21 protein-coding genes and 1 tRNA gene are annotated in these 20,764 nt (G+C 57.1%); 1 reads left to right on the top strand and 21 read right to left on the bottom strand.

Features of this window, described 5'->3' with window-relative positions; genetic code table 11:
- Nucleotides 1-118: 118 nt before the first annotated feature.
- Both FX155_RS05395 and FX155_RS05400 read right to left on the bottom strand, forming a co-directional pair.
- A complete protein-coding gene (locus FX155_RS05395; protein WP_022488023.1) occupies nucleotides 119-1,381 on the bottom strand; it encodes an Nramp family divalent metal transporter in 1,263 nt (420 codons plus the stop codon).
- 147 nt (nucleotides 1,382-1,528) lie between these two features.
- Nucleotides 1,529-2,503, bottom strand: coding sequence for a dihydrodipicolinate synthase family protein (locus FX155_RS05400; RefSeq protein ID WP_022488024.1), 975 nt, complete (start codon nucleotides 2,501-2,503; stop codon nucleotides 1,529-1,531).
- Nucleotides 2,504-2,801: 298 nt separating this feature from the next.
- Between FX155_RS05400 and FX155_RS05405 the strand changes: the two genes are divergently transcribed.
- Nucleotides 2,802-3,764 (top strand): metallophosphoesterase family protein, encoded by a 963-nt coding sequence (locus FX155_RS05405; RefSeq protein ID WP_022488025.1) that lies wholly within the window; start codon nucleotides 2,802-2,804, stop codon nucleotides 3,762-3,764.
- Nucleotides 3,765-3,798: 34 nt separating this feature from the next.
- On the opposite strand, the gene FX155_RS05410 is transcribed toward FX155_RS05405, so the two are convergent.
- The 19 genes from FX155_RS05410 to FX155_RS05500 form a co-directional block, all read right to left on the bottom strand.
- Nucleotides 3,799-4,386 (bottom strand): hypothetical protein, encoded by a 588-nt coding sequence (locus FX155_RS05410; protein ID WP_154487990.1) that lies wholly within the window; start codon nucleotides 4,384-4,386, stop codon nucleotides 3,799-3,801.
- A gap of 324 nt (nucleotides 4,387-4,710) precedes the next feature.
- A tRNA-Val gene (locus FX155_RS05415) sits at nucleotides 4,711-4,787 on the bottom strand.
- A gap of 45 nt (nucleotides 4,788-4,832) precedes the next feature.
- Entirely contained in the window at nucleotides 4,833-5,537 is a 705-nt protein-coding gene (locus tag FX155_RS05420) for a DUF554 domain-containing protein (protein ID WP_022488027.1), read from the bottom strand.
- A gap of 9 nt (nucleotides 5,538-5,546) precedes the next feature.
- A complete protein-coding gene (locus FX155_RS05425) occupies nucleotides 5,547-6,554 on the bottom strand; it encodes a ParB/RepB/Spo0J family partition protein (RefSeq protein ID WP_022488028.1) in 1,008 nt (335 codons plus the stop codon).
- Nucleotides 6,544-7,308: a ParA family protein gene (locus FX155_RS05430; RefSeq protein WP_022488029.1), complete on the bottom strand. Its 765-nt coding sequence runs from the start codon at nucleotides 7,306-7,308 to the stop codon at nucleotides 6,544-6,546. The genes FX155_RS05425 and FX155_RS05430 overlap by 11 nt, the downstream gene beginning before the upstream one ends.
- A gap of 391 nt (nucleotides 7,309-7,699) precedes the next feature.
- A complete protein-coding gene (pepT, locus tag FX155_RS05435) occupies nucleotides 7,700-8,941 on the bottom strand; it encodes a peptidase T (RefSeq protein ID WP_154487991.1) in 1,242 nt (413 codons plus the stop codon).
- A gap of 286 nt (nucleotides 8,942-9,227) precedes the next feature.
- Nucleotides 9,228-9,659, bottom strand: coding sequence for a hypothetical protein (locus FX155_RS05440; protein ID WP_022488031.1), 432 nt, complete (start codon nucleotides 9,657-9,659; stop codon nucleotides 9,228-9,230).
- Between the two features lie 356 nt (nucleotides 9,660-10,015).
- Nucleotides 10,016-10,729, bottom strand: coding sequence for a 16S rRNA (guanine(527)-N(7))-methyltransferase RsmG (gene rsmG / locus FX155_RS05445; protein WP_022488032.1), 714 nt, complete (start codon nucleotides 10,727-10,729; stop codon nucleotides 10,016-10,018).
- Nucleotides 10,726-12,606 (bottom strand): tRNA uridine-5-carboxymethylaminomethyl(34) synthesis enzyme MnmG, encoded by a 1,881-nt coding sequence (gene mnmG, locus FX155_RS05450; RefSeq protein WP_022488033.1) that lies wholly within the window; start codon nucleotides 12,604-12,606, stop codon nucleotides 10,726-10,728. The genes rsmG and mnmG overlap by 4 nt, the downstream gene beginning before the upstream one ends.
- 17 nt (nucleotides 12,607-12,623) lie before the next feature.
- Nucleotides 12,624-13,994, bottom strand: a complete 1,371-nt coding sequence (mnmE, locus tag FX155_RS05455) for a tRNA uridine-5-carboxymethylaminomethyl(34) synthesis GTPase MnmE (protein WP_022488034.1) — start codon at nucleotides 13,992-13,994, stop codon at nucleotides 12,624-12,626.
- 290 nt (nucleotides 13,995-14,284) lie between these two features.
- Nucleotides 14,285-15,040 (bottom strand): RNA-binding cell elongation regulator Jag/EloR, encoded by a 756-nt coding sequence (gene jag / locus FX155_RS05460; RefSeq protein ID WP_022488035.1) that lies wholly within the window; start codon nucleotides 15,038-15,040, stop codon nucleotides 14,285-14,287.
- A 43-nt stretch (nucleotides 15,041-15,083) separates the two neighbouring features.
- Nucleotides 15,084-15,707, bottom strand: a complete 624-nt coding sequence (locus FX155_RS05465) for a YidC/Oxa1 family membrane protein insertase (protein WP_022488036.1) — start codon at nucleotides 15,705-15,707, stop codon at nucleotides 15,084-15,086.
- Between the two features lie 26 nt (nucleotides 15,708-15,733).
- On the bottom strand, nucleotides 15,734-15,943 hold the full coding sequence (gene yidD, locus FX155_RS05470; RefSeq protein ID WP_022488037.1) for a membrane protein insertion efficiency factor YidD: 210 nt from the start codon (nucleotides 15,941-15,943) through the stop codon (nucleotides 15,734-15,736).
- Nucleotides 15,944-15,958: 15 nt separating this feature from the next.
- A complete protein-coding gene (rnpA, locus tag FX155_RS05475; protein ID WP_022488038.1) occupies nucleotides 15,959-16,297 on the bottom strand; it encodes a ribonuclease P protein component in 339 nt (112 codons plus the stop codon).
- A 77-nt stretch (nucleotides 16,298-16,374) separates the two neighbouring features.
- Nucleotides 16,375-16,509, bottom strand: a complete 135-nt coding sequence (gene rpmH / locus FX155_RS05480) for a 50S ribosomal protein L34 (RefSeq protein WP_075579283.1) — start codon at nucleotides 16,507-16,509, stop codon at nucleotides 16,375-16,377.
- Nucleotides 16,510-16,649: 140 nt separating this feature from the next.
- Entirely contained in the window at nucleotides 16,650-17,126 is a 477-nt protein-coding gene (locus FX155_RS05485; RefSeq protein ID WP_154487992.1) for a pyridoxamine 5'-phosphate oxidase family protein, read from the bottom strand.
- Between the two features lie 49 nt (nucleotides 17,127-17,175).
- Nucleotides 17,176-18,588: an amidohydrolase gene (locus FX155_RS05490; protein WP_022488040.1), complete on the bottom strand. Its 1,413-nt coding sequence runs from the start codon at nucleotides 18,586-18,588 to the stop codon at nucleotides 17,176-17,178.
- Nucleotides 18,589-18,650: 62 nt separating this feature from the next.
- Entirely contained in the window at nucleotides 18,651-19,709 is a 1,059-nt protein-coding gene (locus FX155_RS05495; RefSeq protein WP_154487993.1) for a GTPase, read from the bottom strand.
- Nucleotides 19,706-20,764: a GTPase gene (locus FX155_RS05500; protein WP_022488042.1), complete on the bottom strand. Its 1,059-nt coding sequence runs from the start codon at nucleotides 20,762-20,764 to the stop codon at nucleotides 19,706-19,708. Before FX155_RS05500 ends, FX155_RS05495 begins: the two co-directional genes overlap by 4 nt.

A 20,764-nucleotide genomic window follows, 5' to 3' on the forward strand; every position in this document is an offset into this window, starting at 1 on the left:
GGTGTTGCACATTGTGTGCAACACCCCTGTCACTAGCCTCTTGTCACTGGTCACTGGATGCGGGCGGACCAAGGGAACTGTGAAAAAATGAGAAATCATTTTTTCACAGCTCCCTTTTTTACATAAATTTTGAACCGAAGCTGTATACTGTCAAGGCCGTGGTGAACAGATAGCATACAGTCATGGCAATCTGGAGCAGCCGGGGCGGCTTCAGGCCGGCTTGGACGTCTTTCCGCCAGATCATCAACGTAACGAACAGACCGGCTGTAGGCGTTCCGATACTGGTGGCCAGGTTGGCCAGGAAAATCAGCTGGGTGGGAGACCCACTGTAGGCAAAACACACAGCCACCCCCAGCAGCAGGCAGGCCACGCAGCTCCACCGGACCCGTTTGCTTTCCAGGCTCACTTCCCAGTCCATTCCGGCGTTCAGCAGCACCACTCCCCGCTGAGTGTTCCCCATAAGAGCGGAAAACGCAGATCCCAGCAGCGCTGCCCCCATCACATAGCGGGCTTTGCTTCCCAGGACCGGTTCCAGCATCCCGGCCATCTGTACCGGACTGCTGATCTGAAGGCCCCTGGGGTGGAGCACAATGGCTCCCACGGTCACAATGGCCCCGGAAATCAGGATGACCGTCAGGACATGGGCGCAGGCATCGGACAGCATGGTCCCATTGAACAGATCCTGCTTCTTCCATTTTTTCTCTGCCCCCAGATACGTTCCATAAATCCCGGCGGTAATGGACGCATGGGTGCTGAGAAAGGCCAGAGAGCTTAGGACACTCCCTTCCGGAAATCCCCAGTGGATGATTCCCTGGAAAAAGCCCTGGGGATCCGGTCCCCCGGAAGCGTACAGCGTGGCATAAAACGCCACGATCATGCCCAGGATACAGACCATCACCCCTTTTTCGATTTTGGAATAGGTGTCCTTGGAAAAATACAGCCCCAGCAATAGTGCCAGCATAATCAGCGCCCCTACCTTCCAGTCCACCCCAAACAGCAGATTCATCCCTGCCCCACTGCCGGAAATGTTCCCAAAAGTGAAAAACAGGCAGGAAAAGAACAGGCAGATGCCTACAAAGGCCGCTGCTCCTTTGCCATAATAATGCCGGATGCCGTGGAGCAGAGGCATCCCGGTAAGCATGGCCAGCCTGTAACAGGTAAGCATAAAGGTAATGCTCATGATGAAAATGGGAATGAACAGCCACAGCATCCTGTACCCATAGCTGGAACCCAGCATGGCTGCGGTGGTAATGGCTCCCGGCCCCACCACCACCCCGGCCAGGATGATCCCGGGGCCGATCCGTTTGAGGATTTCCAGGGCAGTCAGCCGTTTGACTGTCGCCGGGTCGAAGCCAAGTTGTTTATTGATTGTTGTTTCCATTGTGTATTCCTTTGCTGATAATAAAGCGGCTGCCCGTCATTGGATGAGCAGCCGCTTTGCAGTTTCCTTTATAGAAGGTAAGAAGGGTGGATTGAATCAATCCGTTAAAAGGGATTGTTTTCGCCTGTTTTAGGAGGATGGGTTTGTTTATTTTTCAAACGGTTTCATATCCACTTTAGGCAGGCCGCTCTTTTTCAGACCTTCTGCCACCCAGTCTTTTTCTTCCTGGTCCAGAGGCAGCACCGGTTTCCGCATGAGGCCGCTGGTGAATACGCCCCGCTGTACCAGAGCTTCCTTCAGGCGGGCATGGGCTTCACCGGAAGGCTGGCCGCCGCCATAAATGGCCTGGCTGATGGGGTAGATGTTGTTGGAAGCATCCTGGGCTTCCTTCAGGGTGTGGTTGGCCGGATCCTTGAAGACGCTCCAGGCTGCAGTGATCAGTTCAGGCACGCAGCCGGCAAACCCGATGAGAGCGCCGTCCATGCCAGGGAACCAGGATACGCACAGGGTTTCGTCATGGCAGGTGATCAGAGATACATCCGGGCAGGCTTTCCGCAGTTCACGGACATCATGTTCGTAGATGGCGGTGACACGGGTGCCCATCTTGATGGCCTTTACATGGGGGATTTCCTTGACCATCTTGATCAGGGTTTCCACCGGATAGAAGGCTTTGCTGGTGGCCGGATACAGATGGATGATAATGTCGATGTCGGCACCGTCAGCCACGTCTTTCACGAACTGGAAGGGAGCTTTGGGGTTCATCCCGAAACGCAGCCACATATGAGGAGGCATCAGCAGGATCCCGTCAGCCCCGGCGTCTTTGGCATCTTTGGCCATTTCGATGGCGCCTTCGGTATTTTCACAGTTGACCCCGGAGATGATGGTCATCACATCCCCGCATTCTTCCGCACAGATTTCCGTAACCCGTTTCCGTTCTTCCCGGGTCAGGCCGGTGACTTCGCCGGTATGGCCGTTGCAGACCAGGCCTTCGATGCCTTTGTTGTAGAAGGATTTGATCCAGCGCAGGTACGCTCTGAATTCCGGTTCGTTGATGGAATAATCAGCGTTCAGAGGAACGGATACCGCCGGGAAAATGGTCTTGAAGTTCTTTACTTTTGCCATGGTGAAAACCTCCTGAAAATGATCTTATATTTTTTGCTTGTCTCTGCAATCGTTTGCATCAACCTTGGCTATTTTATATCATGTTTCCCGGTTCCCCGTCAATATTTTCTGACAGTTCCGCAATTTTTTGCATTGCAATTTTCAGGACTATTCTAGTATTGATGCGCTCCTTCGGCTTTTTTCCATTTTTTATCTTTTTCCGTTTTTCTCCTGCAAACGATTTCACGTCACGCCTGTGCTGCTCTGCAGCATCCTGGAAAACTGCTATAATGGGTCCTATCTGAAAGGAGTGTTCCCCATGTATAAAAAATTTTGGCTTTCGATGACCGCCTTGCTGACGGTCCTGGCCTGTCTGCTGCCCATGGAGGTCCTGGCCCCCACCGCGGAGGCCCGCCGGTACCAGTGGGTGGTGATCCTCAGTGACATCCATTATGGGAGCAAATCCCAAAAGCCGGACGTCCGGACCCGGAAGATCCACAACAAGGAACAGGCGGTCCGGGACATCAACCGCTGGCAGGATGTGGACCTGTGCGTCTTTACCGGGGATATGGTCCAGAAAACCGGCAGCCCGGCAGATTACAAACTGGCCCGGAAGCTGACGGACCATCTGAAAAAGCCCAAGGAATTCCTGGCCGGAAACCACGAAATCATCTACCACCGGGATCTGTCCAGCACCGGAAAACTGGTTCCGGCAGATTCCTACGAACGGGGCCTCCATATGCAACAGTATGAAAAGGACTTTGGTCCCCTGTATCATTCCCGGAAACTGGGATCCTACTTCCTGCTGTTCCTGTCCCCGGATACCCTGGAAAGCAAATATGCAGTGGAACTGTCCAAAGAACAGCTGGACTGGCTGAAAAAGGAACTGAAAGACCACCGGCAGGAACCCACCCTGATCTTCTGTCATGCCCCTGTCACCGGAACCATGGTCCCCGGCAGCAAACTGGACAAACCCCGGAATTATGTCCAGCCGGCCAAAGCCATAGGCAAACTGCTCCGGGCCAATCCCCAGATCCTCCTGTGGGTTTCCGGCCATACCCATACTTCTCCCAAAAATCCCAGTTTTTCCAATCCGGTGAACCAGATTGCCGGTACAGCCATCCTGGATGTGTACAACCCCACCTGGGACGGAAAACAGGTATGGACCAATTCCCTGTACCTGTACCCGGAAAAGATCCTGATCCGCACCTACAGCCACAAAACCCATCAGTGGCTGCCCCAGTTTGACCGGACGGTATGGGTTAAGGGGCTCTACCGCTAAGGGGTGCTGCACGCAACGTGCAGCACCCTCTTTCTTATAAAGTACTGTAAACTGTTTTCTTCCCGCTTTTTTCCGGATTCTTTTGGATGGATGCGAAATAATGCTCTGTGTCTTCCACCAGGCTGTTGGTGAGAAGGGTCCGGAAAGCGGCTGGTTCCATCCCTTCACCCAGGACGGCGAATACATAGTTCCCGGTTTCCCAAGTTGCGGCGTAGGATTGGGGACTGATCTGGGCCAGTTCCACTTCCGTCTCATTTACGCGTTGCTTCTTCCATTCAGTACCGTAAATTCTGCTGAGATTATTGTTTTTATTATCTTTTTTTAATGCAGTACGGATTCTCACCCTGCTGTCCGGCTGTCCCATCCGAACGAAGGCAAGGTCCGAAGCCCGGCCGCCGATCACGGAAATCCCCTCCAGGGCATAGCCGGAATCCCGGCTGAGAGTCAGAGGGCAAAATCCCAGGACACGGGCGGCGGATCCATAGGTTCCATAACTGACAATGGGGTTGGGGATCTGGACGGATCCTTCGTCAGCAGGAGCGGCAGCCCCCAGGCCGGCAGTGCCCAGGACCAGTACAGCCGCCCCGGCAGCCAGGGAATGTTTCAGGTGAGAAGTGTACATGGCAAGACCTCATTTCCGATAGAGTAAAAAACTGTGTTTCCAGAAGGAGTGTAACACCGAAAGGCCCGTGGAACAAGAGGAAGAACGGTTTTGGAATGGGAAAAACAGCCTTAACGGGGAAAGTGCATAAAAAAAGTGCAGGAGTTTACAGGAAAAAGGGGAGGAGGCGGCTGCAGAGGCAGCAGCCTCCGATCAGCAGTCAATGGTCAACAGCTGAAGGAGGAAACCCGCGGCTGCCAACCCACCGCCCTTTTCCTCTTTTTTCTTTTCGCACACACAAAAAAGAAGCTGTTGCCGGAGCAACAGCTTCTTTTCATTTTCAATTGGTGGGATTATGCGGATTCGAACCGTAGACCTCATCGATGTGAGCGATGCGCTCTAACCAACTGAGCTATAATCCCGATAAATTGTATTATACGCTACTTGTCCAAATAATGCAAGGGTTTTTAGAAAAAAATTCCGGCAGCCACGCCCGCCACCAACAGCCCCGGCAGCATGTTTCCCACCCGGATCTTCAACAGTTTAGTCATGTTGATGCCGATCCCCAGGATCATCAGTCCGCCGCAGGCGGCAACTTCCTGGACCACAAGCTGGCTCATCCAGGGCCCCAGGAATCCTGCCAAAGCGGTTAGGATTCCCTGATAAACCCCAACGGACAGAGCCGAGAACAGGACACCGACCCCAAAATTGGAAGCATAGATAATGCCGCTGAGACCGTCGATCAGCGCCTTGGTGTAAAGGGTGGTGGGATCCCCGGAAAGCCCGTCCTGGATGGACCCCACAATGGCCATGGCCCCTACACAGTACAGCAGACTGGCGTTCAGGAACCCTTCCACAAAGGCGTCCGTCCCGGCATCCCCCTTCTTCCGGGATTTTTGGAATTTTTCAGCCAGGAGGGTTCCCACCTGTTCCAGTTTTTCCTCAATACCCAGGGCTTCTCCCAGGATGGAGCCCACCACCAGACTGATGATGGTCAGCAGGATGTGCTGCCCCTGGAGAGCCATCTGGATCCCCAGGACAATGACACACAAAGCCAGTCCGTAGATCACGGTTTCCTGGTATTTTTCCTTGATTCCCCGGCCCACCAGAAGGCCGAGCAGACTGCCTCCTGCAATGGCGGCCACATTCACAACCGTACCCATTCCGACCATCGCCGCCTCCTACACGGTAAAGAGGCCGGGCTTTTTCCGGCCGGCGTTTTTTTCCGGCCCTTTCAGCAGATCATAGAGCCGTTCCAGATCTTCCGGCCCGTAGTATTCGATGAGGATCCGTCCTCCTCTGTCCTTTTTGAACGGTTCGATCTTCACCCGGGTGCCCAGATACTGGATCAGTTTTTCCTGGAAGGCATGGGTATCCGTATCCTGGGGCTGGCTTTCCCTGCCGGCAGCTTTCTTACCGCCCTTCTTCTGTTTTTCCGGAGGAATCAGGTCCTCTTCCGTCTGGAAATACAGATGCCAGGGCTTCCCTTCCCGTTCCGCCTTGGCCACTTCTTCCACCACCCGGGCGGACCAGCCTCCTTCTGCTGCCTTCCGGGCCAGTTCCGTGATTTTCTCCGGCGCATCCAGTCCCAGGAGCGGCCGTACCTGGCCGGGGGTAAGTTTGCCTGCAGAGACCATTTCCGCCGCCTCAGGAGGCAGTTTCAGCAGCCTCAGGGCATTGGCCACTGCAGCTCGGCTCTTCCCCAGCTTGGACGCAGCCTCCTCCTGGGTGAGCCCCAGGCTTTCCATCAGGTTCTGGATGCCCCGGGCCTCTTCCATGGGATCCAGATCGCTGCGCTGCATGTTTTCCACCAGGGCCACTTCCATCATGGCACTGTCATCGTATTCCCGGACCACCACCGGCACTTTGGTGAGCCCGGCGGCTTTGGCCGCCCGCCAGCGCCGTTCTCCGGCCACGATTTCATACTGCCGGCCTTTTTTCCGGACGATGAGAGGCTGGATCACCCCGCTTTGCCGGATGCTTTCCTCCAGTTCCCGGAGCTTGTCCGGATCGAAGGTCTTCCGGGGCTGGTAGGGATTGGGCTTCAGATTCTTCAGGGCCACTTCCCCTACGGTTTCCCCGGCTTTCTTTTCTTCCACCACCGGTTTGGGAGCCGGTGCCTTGGTCCTGCGCCCTCCAAACATCTTATCCAGGCCCGTCATGCCCAGACCGCCTTTCTTACCGGCCACGGCGCTTCACCTCCCTTGCCAGGCTCCTGTAAGCTTCTGCCGCCTTCCCGTGGGGATCGTACACCGTAATGGGCTGGCCGTAGCTGGGCGCCTCTCCCAGCCGTACGGAACGGGGGATCATGGTCTTGAACAGAAGATCCGGGAAATGTTCCTTCACCTGGGCCACCACATCATTGGACAGGTTGGTCCGGCTGTCGGTCATGGTCATGACGATCCCTTCAATGGCCAGGTCCGGATTGGTGGACTGGCGGATCCGGTCCACCGTAGCCAGCAGCTGGGTCACCCCTTCCAGAGCATAGAATTCGCACTGGATGGGAACCAGCACTCCATCCGCCGCCGTCAGGGCATTCACCGTCAGGAAACTGAGGGAAGGAGGACAGTCGATGATTACGTATTCATAATTGTCTTTTATTTTGGACAGATGCTTCTTCAGGGCATTGGCGGGATTCTTCTTTTCGATCAGGTCGATTTCCGCCCCTGCCAGGTTCATGGTGGCGGGAGCCACCCACAGGTTCTTCCAGGCAGTGGGCTGGATGATGCTGTCCAGCTCCGTATTGTTGATCAGCACATCGTACATGCAACAGGCCAGGCTGTTTTTATCGATACCCAGACCGCTGGTGGCGTTTCCCTGGGCATCCAGGTCCACCAGCAGGGTCTTTTTCCGGCTTTCCGCCAGACAGGCCGCCAGGCTGATGCTGGTGGTGGTCTTCCCCACCCCGCCCTTCTGGTTGGCCACGGCAATGACTCGGGTCATAGGGTCCACTCCTTTCGTTTCTTTTTGGGACACTGTAGGATATTGTAACATAGAAAAGCGGGTCTGTGAAAATTCTTTTCACAGACCCGGTCAACGGTCAGCAGCCAAATGGAAAAATTTGCCAGCAAATTTTTCTGAATGAAAACGCAGCTGCCGCTGCTAACCCACCACCAGCCTAATGGCTGGTCCCCCGCCCTTGAAAAGGGCGGATAAATGGCACATCGGGCTTACGCCCTTGTGCCGCAAGCAAGGGCCAGAGGCCCAAGCGTATATCCGCCCTTTCCAAGGGCGGGGGTATCCATGCGCAGCATGGGTGGTGGGTTAGCAGCGTGAGCTGCGTTTTATTTTCAGGAAACCTGCTGCACAGGTTTCCTCTTTCGGCCGCTGACCATCAAATCCTGTACCCTCTCTTCCCGATTTCCACCACCGTCTCACAGGCTTTCACCAGGCTGGGGATGGGGAGGTATTCGAACCGACCATGGAAGTTGGCTCCTCCGGTGAACAGGTTGGGGCAGGGCAGACCCCGCCAGGACAGCCGGGCTCCGTCGGTGCCGCCCCGGATGGGATCCACCGACGGAGTGACCCCTACGGCTTCCATGGCCTCTTTGGCCAGTTCCACCACGGCCATGTGTCCGTCCCGGATCTTTTCCCCCATGTTGAAGTACATGTCCCGATGCTCCACTTCCACGCTGCCGGCCCCGTACTTTTCATTCAGGAAAGCGGCCAGACGGTCCAGGAAGGCTTTCCGTTCTTCAAAATGCTTTTTGTCATGGTCCCGGATCAGCATGTGGATTTTGCAGGTCTCCACATCCCCGGTGATCTTGTGTACATGGAAGAATCCTTCGTACCCTTCGGTATATTCCGGCTTTTCCCCGGCAGGCAGGGCCTGCTGCCATTCCATGGCCAGGGTCAGGGCATTCTTCATCTTCCCTTTGGCGGAGCCGGTGTGGACGCTGCGGCCGTGGAAGGTGATCACCGGATTGTCCGCGTTGAAGTTCTCATATTCCAGGCCTCCCAGTTCTCCCCCGTCCACGGTATAAGCAAAGTCCGCCCCGAATTTTGCCACATCGAAGGCAGAGGAGCTCCGGCCGGTTTCCTCATCAGGGGTAAAGCCCACCCGGAGAGTCCCGTGGGGAATTTCCGGATGGTCCCGGAAATATTCCAGAGCTGTCACAATGGCCGCCACCCCGGCTTTGTCGTCCGCCCCCAAAAGGGTGGTGCCATCGGTGAACAGGATATCCTGGCCCCGGTACTTTTTGACCTCCGGGAAATCTTCCGTGGAAAACAGGATCTTTTTGTCCCGGTTCAGCAGGATGTCTTTCCCATCATAATTCCGGACCAGGAGGGGTTTCACGTCCTTGCCGGAAGCTTCCGGGCTGGTATCCATATGGGCGATGAATCCCACGGTGGAACCGGTGATCCCTGCCGTGGCCGGCAGGGTGCCCATTACATACCCCTGAGCATCCAGGGACACATCCGTAAGCCCCAGGCTTTTCAGTTCTTCCGCCAGGAATCTGGCCAGCACCATCTGTCCCGGAGTGCTGGGCAGTTCCCGGTCATTTTCCTCGCTGGATTGGGTATCGAAAGAAACGTATTTCAGGAACCGGTTGATGATGGTTTGAGAATCGATCATGGTATCATTCCTTTCTGGAGGATTGGGCTGCTGCCAGGGCAGCAGCCCAATTTAGTGTCTCGGGCCTCGAGTCAAGAGTCTCGAGGCCCTGGATAGAACCTGTCTTTCAGTCAGGTTCTTTTGAAAGTACAGACCAGAAACGTTCTGGATATGGAAACGGATATCTTATGGATAACGGACCAGGTTTTATACGTTCAAAAATTTGCCTGCAAATTTCTCATTTGGCTCGAGACGCGAGACCCTGGGCCCGAGACCAGGCTATTGCACAAAATGTGCAATAGCCTTATCACAGCTTAAAATCCACAATGGCTCCCACGCCCACTCCGTCAACCCGGTTGATGTTGGTGATGCTGGTGGCGTCGATGGGAATCATGGCCTTGACCCGGGCCACGCTGAGGAATTTTCCTTCCAGCTGGCCTACGGCTTTTACCTTGTCCACTTGAGCTTTGGGGCCCACCACCTGGACGGCCCCGATATAGCTTCCGCTGCCCATACTGAGAATGGGCACCACTTTGGTGGCATAGTGGGTATCCAGGCCTTTCTGGAGAGTCAGTTTGTTGATAAAGGTGTTGATCTCCCCGCCGAACCGGCTGACCAGGTAGCTGATGCCCCCCAGTTTCAGCACGGATCCCAGGTCAAAGGCCTGAGCCGGCAGGGCAGCGGTACCTGCCCCCAGCAGATAGGCGGAAAGCACCGCAGCTGCAATTTTTTTGTTCATGATGGAGCCTCCTTCCGGTTGTATCTCCCCTAGGATATCATAAAGAAGTTACGTTTGTGTGACAAATGGGATTGTTGCACGTTCTGTGCAACAACCCCAAGCTGTAGAGCCGCATGGCGGCTCAAGTCCGGAGTCTGAAGTCAGGAGCCGAAGGATAAATTTGCAGGCAAATTTTTGAATGTGTAGAACCTTTGGGCAAAATGATATCCCGGGTCGATTTCGAGTCCGGTTCTATATAATCGAAAGGATCCGCCCAACCAGGCAGATCCTTTCCTGAGGCTCCAGACTTCAGACTTCCGACTCTCGACTATAAAAAAGGCAATGTTTCACGTGAAACATTGCCTTTTTTTGGCTGCTTACAACGGCTTCTTTACTGCCGTCCCTGCTTTTCTGGGATACTGTTTCGGTGTGGAACGGACTTTTTCTATGGTGATGATGGCCCGTTTGTCCGTAAGCCCCGGCAGCTGGACGGGCCGGATCTCCCGGATCTTTCCTCCCAGCACTTCCACTGCATGGCGGGCGGCATCCGCTTCTTCCTGGTATTTGCTGCCCTTCATGGCGTAGAACACTCCGCCTACCCGGACCAGTGGCAGGCAGTATTCCGCCAGCACCGGCAGAGCCGCCACCGCCCGGGCCACCGCCACATCGAATTTCTCCCGGAGAGCCGGATCCTTCCCGGCATCTTCCGCCCGGCCGTGGACCAGCCGGACCTGCCCCAGTCCCAGGGTCTCCACCACCTGTCCCAGGAAGTTCAGCCGTTTCTGGAGGGAATCGATCAGGGTCACCCGCATCCCCGGATCATAGATCTTCAGGGGCAGTCCCGGAAAACCGGCCCCTGTTCCCACGTCCACAATGGTGTGGTTGTGGAAGGCTTCCCGGTTGTACACCAGCAGGGAGTCCACCATATGCTTCACCGCCACTTCCTCCGGATCCGTAATGGCGGTCAGGTTCAGGCTTTTGTTGGTTTCCAGCAGCAGGTCCCCATACTGCTGGAACTGGTCCAGCTGTCCTTCCGTAAGAGGGAAGCCGGCAGCCTCTGCCGCCTGTTTCAGGGTTTCCCGGTAACTCATGCTTCTTCTCCCTTCCGCCGCTGGGTCTCCAGATACACCATCAGCACGCTGATGTCCGCCGGGGATACCCCGGAGATCCGGCTGGCCTGGCCGATGGATACCGGCCGCTGTTTGGTGAGCTTCTCCATGGCTTCCGAAGACAGTTCCTGGATCCGGCTGTAGTCCAGGTCCTCCGGCAGCAGCTTGTCTTCCAGTTTCAGGGCCCGTTCCACTTCCTGTTTCTGTTTCCGGATATAGCCCTGGTACTTCACCTGCACATCCACCTGTTCCGCCGCATCCACCGGCAGTTTTTCCAGGCCGAAGGCGTCCGCCAGTTTTTCATAGGTCACTTCCGGCCGCCGGAGGAGATCCAGCATATTGATGGAACTCCGGAGGGCCGTGGATCCCAGGCCGGTGATCTTTTCCTGGTTTTCCTCGCTGGGGGCCAGGTTGATCTTGGACAGATTGGCCAGGGTCCGTTCAATGATGTCCCGCTTCTTCGTAAAGGCGTCATACCGCTCATCGGTGACCAGCCCCGCATCCCGGCCCTTCTGGGTCAGCCGCAGGTCTGCATTGTCCTGGCGGAGGAGCAGCCGGTATTCCGCCCGGCTGGTCATCATCCGGTAGGGTTCCGTGGTCCCCTTGGTCACCAGGTCATCGATGAGCACCCCGATGTAGGCATCGCTCCGTTTCAGGATCAGGGGCTTCTTCCCCTGGAGCTTCAGGGCTGCGTTGATCCCGGCCATAAGGCCCTGGGCAGCGGCTTCTTCATACCCGCTGGTGCCGTTGGCCTGGCCGGCACTGAACAGGCCGCTGATGGCCTTGTGTTCCAGGTTGGCTTTCAGCTGGAGAGGATCCAGGCAGTCATATTCGATGGCATAGCCGGCCCGCATCATCTTGCAGTGTTCCAGCCCCGGGATGGTCTGCATGAAGGCCACCTGGATCTCCGCCGGCAGGGAAGAGCTCATGCCCTGGACATACACTTCGTTGGTCCGGAGCCCTTCCGGTTCCAGGAACAGCTGGTGCCGGTCCTTGTCGGCGAACCGGATGATCTTGGATTCGATGCTGGGGCAGTACCGGGGCCCCACCCCTTCGATCATGCCGTTGAACATGCAGCTCCGGTCCAGGTTGTCCCGGATGATCTGATGGGTCCGGGGATTGGTGTAGGTCAGATAGCAGGGCACCTGGTTCCGGGTGGTAATGGTGCTCATGAAGGAGAAGTTCCGGACCCGTTCATCCCCATACTGAGGTTCCATCTTGGTGTAGTCCAGGGTCCGGGCATCCACCCGGGCAGGGGTGCCGGTCTTGAACCGCATGAGCTGGAGTCCCGCTTCCTGGAGGGACCCGGTAAGCTTCATGGCGGACCGCTGGCCGATGGGGCCGGACATGTAGGCCACTTCCCCGTAGAGGATCTTCCCCCGGAGATAGGTACCGGTGCACAGGATCACCGCATCCGCTTCGAACACTTCCCCGGTTTCCGCTTCCACCCCCTGGACCTGGCCGTTCTTCACCAGCAGCTTGTCGATCATCAGCTGCTTCACATCCAGGTTGTCCTGGTTTTCCACCACTTCCTTCATGATGGTGTGATACAAAGGCTTGTCCGCCTGGGCCCGGAGCGCCTGGACCGCATACCCTTTCCCGGTATTCAGCATCCGCATCTGGATGCAGGCCTCATCTGCCGCCAGGCCCATCTGCCCGCCCAGGGCGTCGATTTCCCGGACCAGGTGTCCCTTGGCCGGTCCCCCTACGGAAGGGTTGCAGGGCATCAGGGCGATATTGTCCATGGACAGGGTAGCCAGAAGGGTCTTCTGTCCCATCCGGGCTGCTGCCAGAGCCGCTTCGCACCCTGCATGGCCGGCTCCCACAACAACCACATCATAATGATCCACTACGATCATGCTGTTTTCCTCCGCTTTTACTTGCCCACACAGAACTGGGCAAAAATCTCATCGATGATTTCATCCGGCACATCTTCCCCGGTGATCTCCCCCAGGTCATGGAGGGCCTGGGTCAGGTCGATGGTAAGACAGTCATAGGGCAGGTGCTGCCGGGCCCCTGTCAGGGCATCCTCCAGGCTCTGGAGGGCCTTTTCCAGCAGGTTCTGCTGCCGGGCGTTCTGGGTCATGCTGCTGCTTTCGCTGTCAGAGCCTTCCCCGTACACGAAATCCCGGAGCCACTGTTCCACCTGGTCCAGGCCCCGGCCTTCCTTCACGGACAGGACGATCACATCCCTGTCCCCACAGGCTTTCCGGAGGGCTTCCACGTCCAGGGCCAGAGGCAGGTCCGCCTTGTTCACCAGGATCAGTTTCTTCCGGTCCCGGAGGCTGTCCAGCAGCTGCCGGTCCTCCGGATCCAGCGGCTGGGAGCCGTCCAGCACCACCAGGGCCAGCTGGGCATCTTCCAGGGCCGCCCGGGACCGTTCCACCCCGATCTTTTCCACCAGGTCGCTGGTGTCCCGGAGCCCGGCAGTATCGGTGAGCACCAGAGGGATCCCTCCGATGGTCATCTGTTCTTCAATGATGTCCCGGGTGGTGCCGGGGATGTTGGAAACAATGGCCCGGTCCGCCTGGAGCAGGCTGTTCAGCAGGCTGGATTTCCCCACATTGGGCCGGCCCACAATGGCAGTCCGCAGCCCTTCCCGGAGGATCCGTCCGGCAGTGCCCCGGCGTACCAGGGTCTCCACCGCCTGTTTTCCTTCTTCCAGGATGGACACAGTCCGGTCATAGGTCACTTCTTCAATATCGTCTTCCGGATAGTCGATGCAGGCTTCCAGCTGGACCACCAGATCCCGGAGCTTCTTCCGCAGGGCCTTCACCTGCCGGGACAGACCGCCCTGATGGCCCCGGTTGGCTGCCGCCAGGGCCTGCCGGCTCCGGGCGTTGATGATGTCCATGACGCTTTCCGCTTCCGCCAGGTCCAGACGGCCGTTCAAAAAGGCCCGTTTGGTGAATTCCCCCGGTTCCGCCGGCCGGGCCCCTGCCTGGAAGGTCAGGGACAGGATCTCCTGGAGGGCTTCCCGTCCTCCGTGGCACTGGATCTCGCACACATCCTCCCCGGTATAGGAATGGGGGCCGGGCATGTACACTGCCAGCACCTCATCCACCACCTGGCCTTTGCCGTCCCGGATATGGCCGTACAACAACTTCCGAGCGTTTTCCTTCCCCAGCTTTTCCCGGCCGTCGAACAGCCGGTCTGCAATGGCCAGGCTGTGGGGCCCGCTGATCCGGATCACCCCGATGGAGCCCACCCCCAGGGCAGTGGCAATGGCACTGATTGTATCATCCATCTTTTTTTCCTCCAAAAAAGGGGTTGTTGCCTGAGCAACAACCCCTTGTCAATTGTCAATTGTCAATGGTCAATTGCCGAAGGAAAGAATCTGTCCTGTCAGACAGATTCTTTTATTATGCAAAAACATATCGTGCTTACTCTAGCAATGACTGTCTATTTTAAGACCAGGTTTGATTCAATCCAAAAAAATTTGCCTGCAAATTTTATCATCCGGCCACTGACCATTGACCATTGACGGGGGTGCTGCATATCCGCTTTTCATGTGCAGCACCCCCTCATGCAGTTCCATTATTTCAAATCAATGACCACTTTCCGGTAAGGTTCTTCCCCTTCGCTGTAAGTGGTCACCGCCGGATCGTTCTGGAGACTCATGTGTACGATCTTCCGTTCGTAGGGATTCATGGGTTCCAGCATGGCTTTTTTCCGGGTCCGTTTCACCCGGTCCGCCAGGTTCCGGGCCAGCCGTTCCAGGGTTTCCCGCCGGCGTTCCCGGTAGTTTTCCGCATCCAGGATGATCCGGTTCCAGTTCTTCCGTCCCCGGTTCCCGGCCAGGTTGGTCAGGTACTGGAGGGCATCCAGGGTCTGGCCGTGTTTGCCGATCAGCACGCCGATGCCGTCCCCGTGGATCTTCAGGATGATTTCCTCATCCTTCCGGCTGATGAATTTTTCGATGAGCAGGTCCATGCCCATGGCCCGGAAGATTTCTTCCAGGAAGGCCTTGGCTGCCGCTGCTGCCGCCTGCCGTTCCTCTTCCCGGTCCGCCGGAGCCTTGGCATCCTCCTGGGGAGCCGCTTCCGTCTTCTCCACAGGGGCTTCCGCTGCTTCCGGAGCCGCCTCTTCCGCCGGTTCCGGAGCCGCCGGAGCTTCCGCTTCCTTCACCGTTACCCGGACTTTGGCATCCCGGCCTCCGAACAGGCCCAGGAGGGAAGGTTTGGATTCTTCCAGGACTTCCACCTCCGCCTGGTCCCGGCTGACGCCCAGTTCGGCCAGCGCTGCCTTCACTGCATCCTCGACGGTTTTGCCCGTCTTTTCCACCATGTTCATCTTCAAGCCTCCTTACAGGCCCCGAGGCACCTGTTTTGTCTTCTTATTTCTTCCGGTCCAGCAGAAACTGCTGTCCAATCTGCATAATGTTCATGACTACCCAGTACAGCACCAGGCCCGCCGGGAACTTGAAGCTGATGTACCCGATGAACAGGGGCATGAAATACAGCATGACCTTCCCCTGGGGATTGTCAGAAGCCGGCATGGTCTGTTTGGACTGGATAAAAGTGGTCAGTGCGGACAGGATGGGCAGGATGTAATAGGGATCCGGATCCGCAATGCTCTGCATCCACAGGAAGGAACTGGGGCCTGCATACTGAAAATCCCGGATGCCGTAGAAAATCCCGATCATGATGGGCATCTGGATCAGGAGAGGCAGGCAGCCTGCCAGGGGGTTCACCCCTTCGGCCTTGTACAGTTCGGACATTTTCTGGTTCAGGGTCACCTTGTCATCTTTGTACCGGGCCTGCAGCTCCTTCATCTTGGGCTGGATCCGGCTCATGGCCCGGGTGGACGAAATCTGTTTGGCGGTAAGGGGCCACAGGATCAGTTTGATCAGGATGGTCATGATGATGATGGCCAGGCCGTAGCTGGGTTCACCGATAAGACGGGTCAGTTCATAGATGTGGGCCACAACCTGTTGGACAAACGAGCTTAAAATTTCCAAAGTTCGACTCCTTTTCTTCCTGTCCGTTACGGTACAGGATCATATCCTCCCTTGTGGAAAGGATGACATTTGAGTATTCTCTTCACAGCCAGAAAGGATCCCTTCAGGAACCCGTATTTCCGGACTGCCTCCAGCGCATATTGGGAACAGGTGGGTACGAACCTGCACCGGGGCGGAAAACAGGGAGAAATCCATACCTGATAAAAACGGATCAGGGCAATGGCAATTGTTTTCATAGACCCTCCGGGGTTTTACAGCAGCCCGGCCTTTCTGGCCAGCCGCCGGAAAACTTCCTCGTAAACTTCATAGGGAGCGTGTGCCAGACGATGACGGGCAACCCAGACAATGGCGTGTTTCCCCTTCAGACGGGCCTGTTCCTTCCGGAACACCTCCCGCATCCGGCGCTTTACCTGGTTCCGCAGCACAGCATGTCCCAGCTTTTTGCCCACAGCCGTCCCCAGCTGGTTCTCTCCGTTTTCGGAAGGGAGCACGTAAAAGACCCCGTACCGGTCCGCAAAGGAACGGCCTTTTTCATAGACCTCCTGGAACCGCTGGTGGGACTTGACCCGGTTGGCCTGGGTATATTTCATTGGAGGAACATTCTGTTCCAAAGTCCTGCACCTGCCTTGTAGTAAAATAGGCCGCGAAGAGCGGCCTATCTTGATCTTTATGCAGACAATCTCTTTCTGCCTTTTGCACGTCTTCTTTTCAAGACTTGTTTACCACCCAGAGTCTTCATTCTTTCTCTGAAGCCATGAGTCTTTTTTCTCCGATTGTTATTCGGTTGAAAAGTTCTCTTCATGTTCCTAACCCTCCCTTGCCTCCAAAGATACGTCAAGATCTATAATAAGTAAATCGTTTGACAGCTCATATCATTATAAGAGGAAAAAGGGAGGGTGTCAATATATTTACAAAGAAAAGAGGAGAAAATGACTGATTTTTTTACTTTTCATGGACCCGTTTCCCGGTAATGTGTTCCGGCACCAGTTCCAGCATGGTCACCCGGCTGGCCGCCCGGGCCATCACCTGGTCCACTTCCTCCGCCGAAGGGTAGTATTTCAGGCCGATCTGCCGCAAAAGGGCCATGGCCCGTTCCGGATCCTCCAGCACATGGAGCCGGCCGAACACGATCACCGACCGGACTGTGTAAGCCCAGTCCCCCGGGAGCTTCACTCCGGCATCGTGGACGCAGAAAGACACTTTGTCACAGCGCCGGATGGCATCGATCTTGTGGCCTTCCCCGGCTCCGTGGAAATAGATCCGGCCGGTTTCCCGGTGGTAATAATAGTTGATGGGCAGGGCATAGGGATATCCCTCATCCCCGGCCAGAGCCAGGGTCCCCCGTTTTTCCTCTTCCAGCACCTTCCGGCATTCCTCTTCCGGAAGGGCCTGTTTGAATCGCCGCATGGGACGGAACATGGTATCAACCTCCTTTGTGTATGGGGCTGCTGTCTCTGCAGCAGCACCCTTATTTTCCATACCCTCTGGGCATCACGTCCGGAGGGATGGGACACTGGTAAGTGCGGCCGGCCATACGCTTTTCCAGTTCGGCCCGGGCTTCCTGCAGCACCGCCGGCTGTTCATAAAGGGTCCGGGCCCCTTCCGCCAGCACCCGGGCAGCGAAGAAGCAGCCCTTCAGGGCCACGGTGCCCTTGTCCTGGGCCACCCACTGCCAGGAATGGGCACTGGTGCCGATGGCAAAGCAGGCGGCGGCAAACTGGGCCAGAGGAGTCACATAACTTACATCCCCGGTATCCGAAGACCCCATGGCCACCGCGTTGGTGGGCTGGTAGGGCAGGATATAGGCTCCGGTGGGGTCCTTCCGGATCAGTTCCTCCCGGAGTTCCGGATCCGGGAAAGGCGCCATCCCGGGATCCTGCCACACCCGTTCCGGAGCCAGCTGGTCCTGGAACTTCTTCAGGAAGGCTTTTTCCGCTTCCGTACGGAGGGGAGCGCCCACCTGGACCATGGCATCATGCAGCACTTTTCCCAGGGTCCGGTTGGGCACCAGGTTGGACACTGCCTTGTCCAACCGGACGGACAGCTCCGTTTCCGTCATGAGAGCCGCCCCCCGGGCAATGTTCACCACCCGGTCATACAGCCGTTTGGTCTCTTCATTGGTCCGGGAGCGGACCAGATACAGCACTTCCGCCTTGGGTTGTACAACGTTGGGTGAAACCCCGCCGGTGTCCAGGATGGCATAGTGGACCCGATCATAATCCGCCATATGCTCCCGCATGTAGTTGACTCCCACATCCATAAGTTCCACCGCGTCCAGGGCGCTCCGGCCGTTCTGGGGAGCAGCCGCCGCATGGGCCGCCCGGCCCCGGAAGGTAAAGGCCGCCTGGATGTTGGCCTGGTTGGATCCCACCATCACTTCGTTCTGGGTCCCGGGATGCCAGGTAAGGGCTGCATCCACGTCAGCAAAAGCCCCTTCCCGGGTCAGGTAGGTTTTGCCGCTGCCCCCTTCTTCCGCCGGGCATCCATAGACCCGTACGGTTCCCCGGCCGGGATGGGCAGCCAGGTAATCCTTCAGGAGAAGGCCTGCCCCCACTGCCGCTGTGCCCAGAAGGCAGTGGCCGCAGCCGTGGCCGTTGGGATTCCCTTCCCGGGGCTTCTCCTCCCAGATCCCGTCTTCCTGGCTGAGACCGCTCAAGGCATCATATTCTCCCAGGATGGCGATCACCGGCTTCCCGCTGCCGTATTCCGCCACAAAGGCGGTGGGCATGTGGGCCAGTCCCCGGGTCACCTGGAAACCGTGGCGCTCCAGCAGATCCTCCATAGCCTGGGCGGACTGGAATTCCTGGAATTTCAGTTCTGCAAAGTCCCAGATACAGGCATTCAGTTTCTCCAGTTCCTTTTCATAGGGTTCCAGATTCATAGGTTTCGACCTCCCTTTTTCTTAAACAACTGTTGTACAACCATTGCCGGACACAGGTTGTTTTACTTCTTCCCCGGCTTGTCCCGTCGGGCGTCCAGCTCGTCCAGAAGCCGTTCCCGGGCCAGTTCATAGCAGGCATCGATATAGGTGAGCCCTGCCTGGCGCACCAGCTGGTACCCCAGGAGAGCCGAAGCTGCCTGGCCCACCACCGGCACCGCCTTCAGGAAACTCCGGGCGGCAAATTTCCGGCCCAGGGTCTTGATGATCACCTTGATCCCTTCCTTGCTCATGCCCCCCAGGACCATGGCCTTGTCCCGGAGGGACACCTTTCGGCTGTCGTGGATCAGTTCCGGAGTGATCCCGAAGGCATCCCGGATGCATCCGTACATCTGGTACAGGATCAGAAGGTCCACTGCCGCATCCACCCCGATGATGGGATTGATCCCGTTGTAGGCGGCGTAGGTGGAACTCCGGCGCACATAGCTCCGGGCCGCTTCCCGTTTGGCATCCAGCTGCTGCCGGGTCCGGGCCTCTGCAGTGAGGATGTACTTCTCCCGCCGGGCCGCAGGCATTTTCCGGATGATGGCGTCATTCAGTTCATCCAGCCCCGAAGGGGCATCCTTCCGGGCACACACAAAGACCAGTTCAAAGTCTTCCCGGCCCAGCTGTCCGGACACATCCCGGCGGATGGCCTCTTCGCTTTCCTCCAGGCTCAGCCCCTCCTCATAGATCAGGTCCGTCTTGTTCCGGACAAAGATACAGGGCTTGCCCTGGGCGGTCAGCTGCCGGAACAGTTCCGTATCCCCCTGGTGGAGCTTGTCGGAGAATACGCACAGGAACATATCATACTTGAAAAGATGGAATTGTTCTATGAACTCATTCCAGGGAAAGGATTTTGTTCCATAGCCCGGCAGATCGATAAAGGTGGCATCCCCGTGCTCCACCAACAACGGCTCCCGGGTGGTGTCCGTTTCCACCCCCACCGGGGCTGCCTGGTAGCCGCAGATGGCATTGATCAGGCTGGACTTCCCGGAGCCTGGCTGTCCGAACAGCACAATGGTCACATTCTCCTGATCCAGGTTCTTCAGTTTTTCTCTGATGGCATTTCCGTCTTTTGTCATGGTTCCCCCATCTGGATTTCCGCCTGGAGCCGTTCCAGGGCGTACTCCCAGCAGGCATCGATGTATTTTTCACCTAAAAAGTACATGCTTCCGGCGTTGAAGCTCATTACTGCCGCGCCTCCCACCACTGGGATCACTTTGGCAACTTTCCCGGAGGCCTTTTTCCGCAGGAGCCAGGTCAGCCCCTTGGTCACCCGTTCTCCGGTGACTCCTTCCGCCAGTTTCTTCACCACCTGGGAACTGGGCCCTTCCGGCTGGACTTCCTTTTCGCTGACCCCGAAGGCTTCCCGGATGGCCCGGTACAGGCTTTTCAGGATCTGGCTGTCCAGGGCCGCGTCCATGCCGATCACCGGGTTCAGGCCGTTGGCCGCCGCCAGGACTATGAATTTCTTCAGGGACCGTTCCGCCGCCTTCCGCTTCACCAGCAGGGCTTCTTCCGTATAGGCTTTGGCATGGCGGAAGAACCGGTCCCGCTGGGCTTCCGGCAAAAGCGCCCCCATGGCCCGTTCCAGTTCCGGGATCCCCCGTTCCGCCGCCGGCCGGTTCCGCCGGCAGCTGGTGAATACCACCTGTTCCCGGGGGCCCACCAGATGGTGGACATCCCGGGTGATCTTCTCCTCCAGCTCTTCCCGGCTGCAGGAAGGATCGTAGAGCCCGTCGCATTTGTTCCGGACAAACAGACACACCCGGCCGGTCCGGGCGATCTTCCCGAAAAATTCCACATCCGCCTCATGGAGCTTTCCGGCGAACACGCACAGGAACAGGTCGTACTGGAGAGGATTGAAGGCGCTGAAATAAGCATTTTCCGGGAACAGGCTGGTGTCATAGCCGGGCAGGTCCACATAGATCACATCCGGACACTCCACGATCTGGGCCTGACGGGTGGTGTCCGTGGCCTGGCTCACCCGGGCCACCCGCTGGCCGGCCAGTTCATTGATCAGAGAGCTTTTCCCGGCTCCCGGCTGCCCGAAGAGGCAGATCTTGATTTTATGGTCCCGTTCCCGCTGCCAGGCCTGCAGGAACTGGGATACCAGGGCTTTGGCATCTCCGGCCAT

Origin of the sequence: Acidaminococcus fermentans (assembly GCF_009696675.1) — a bacterium.
Taxonomy (GTDB): Bacteria; Bacillota; Negativicutes; order Acidaminococcales; family Acidaminococcaceae; genus Acidaminococcus.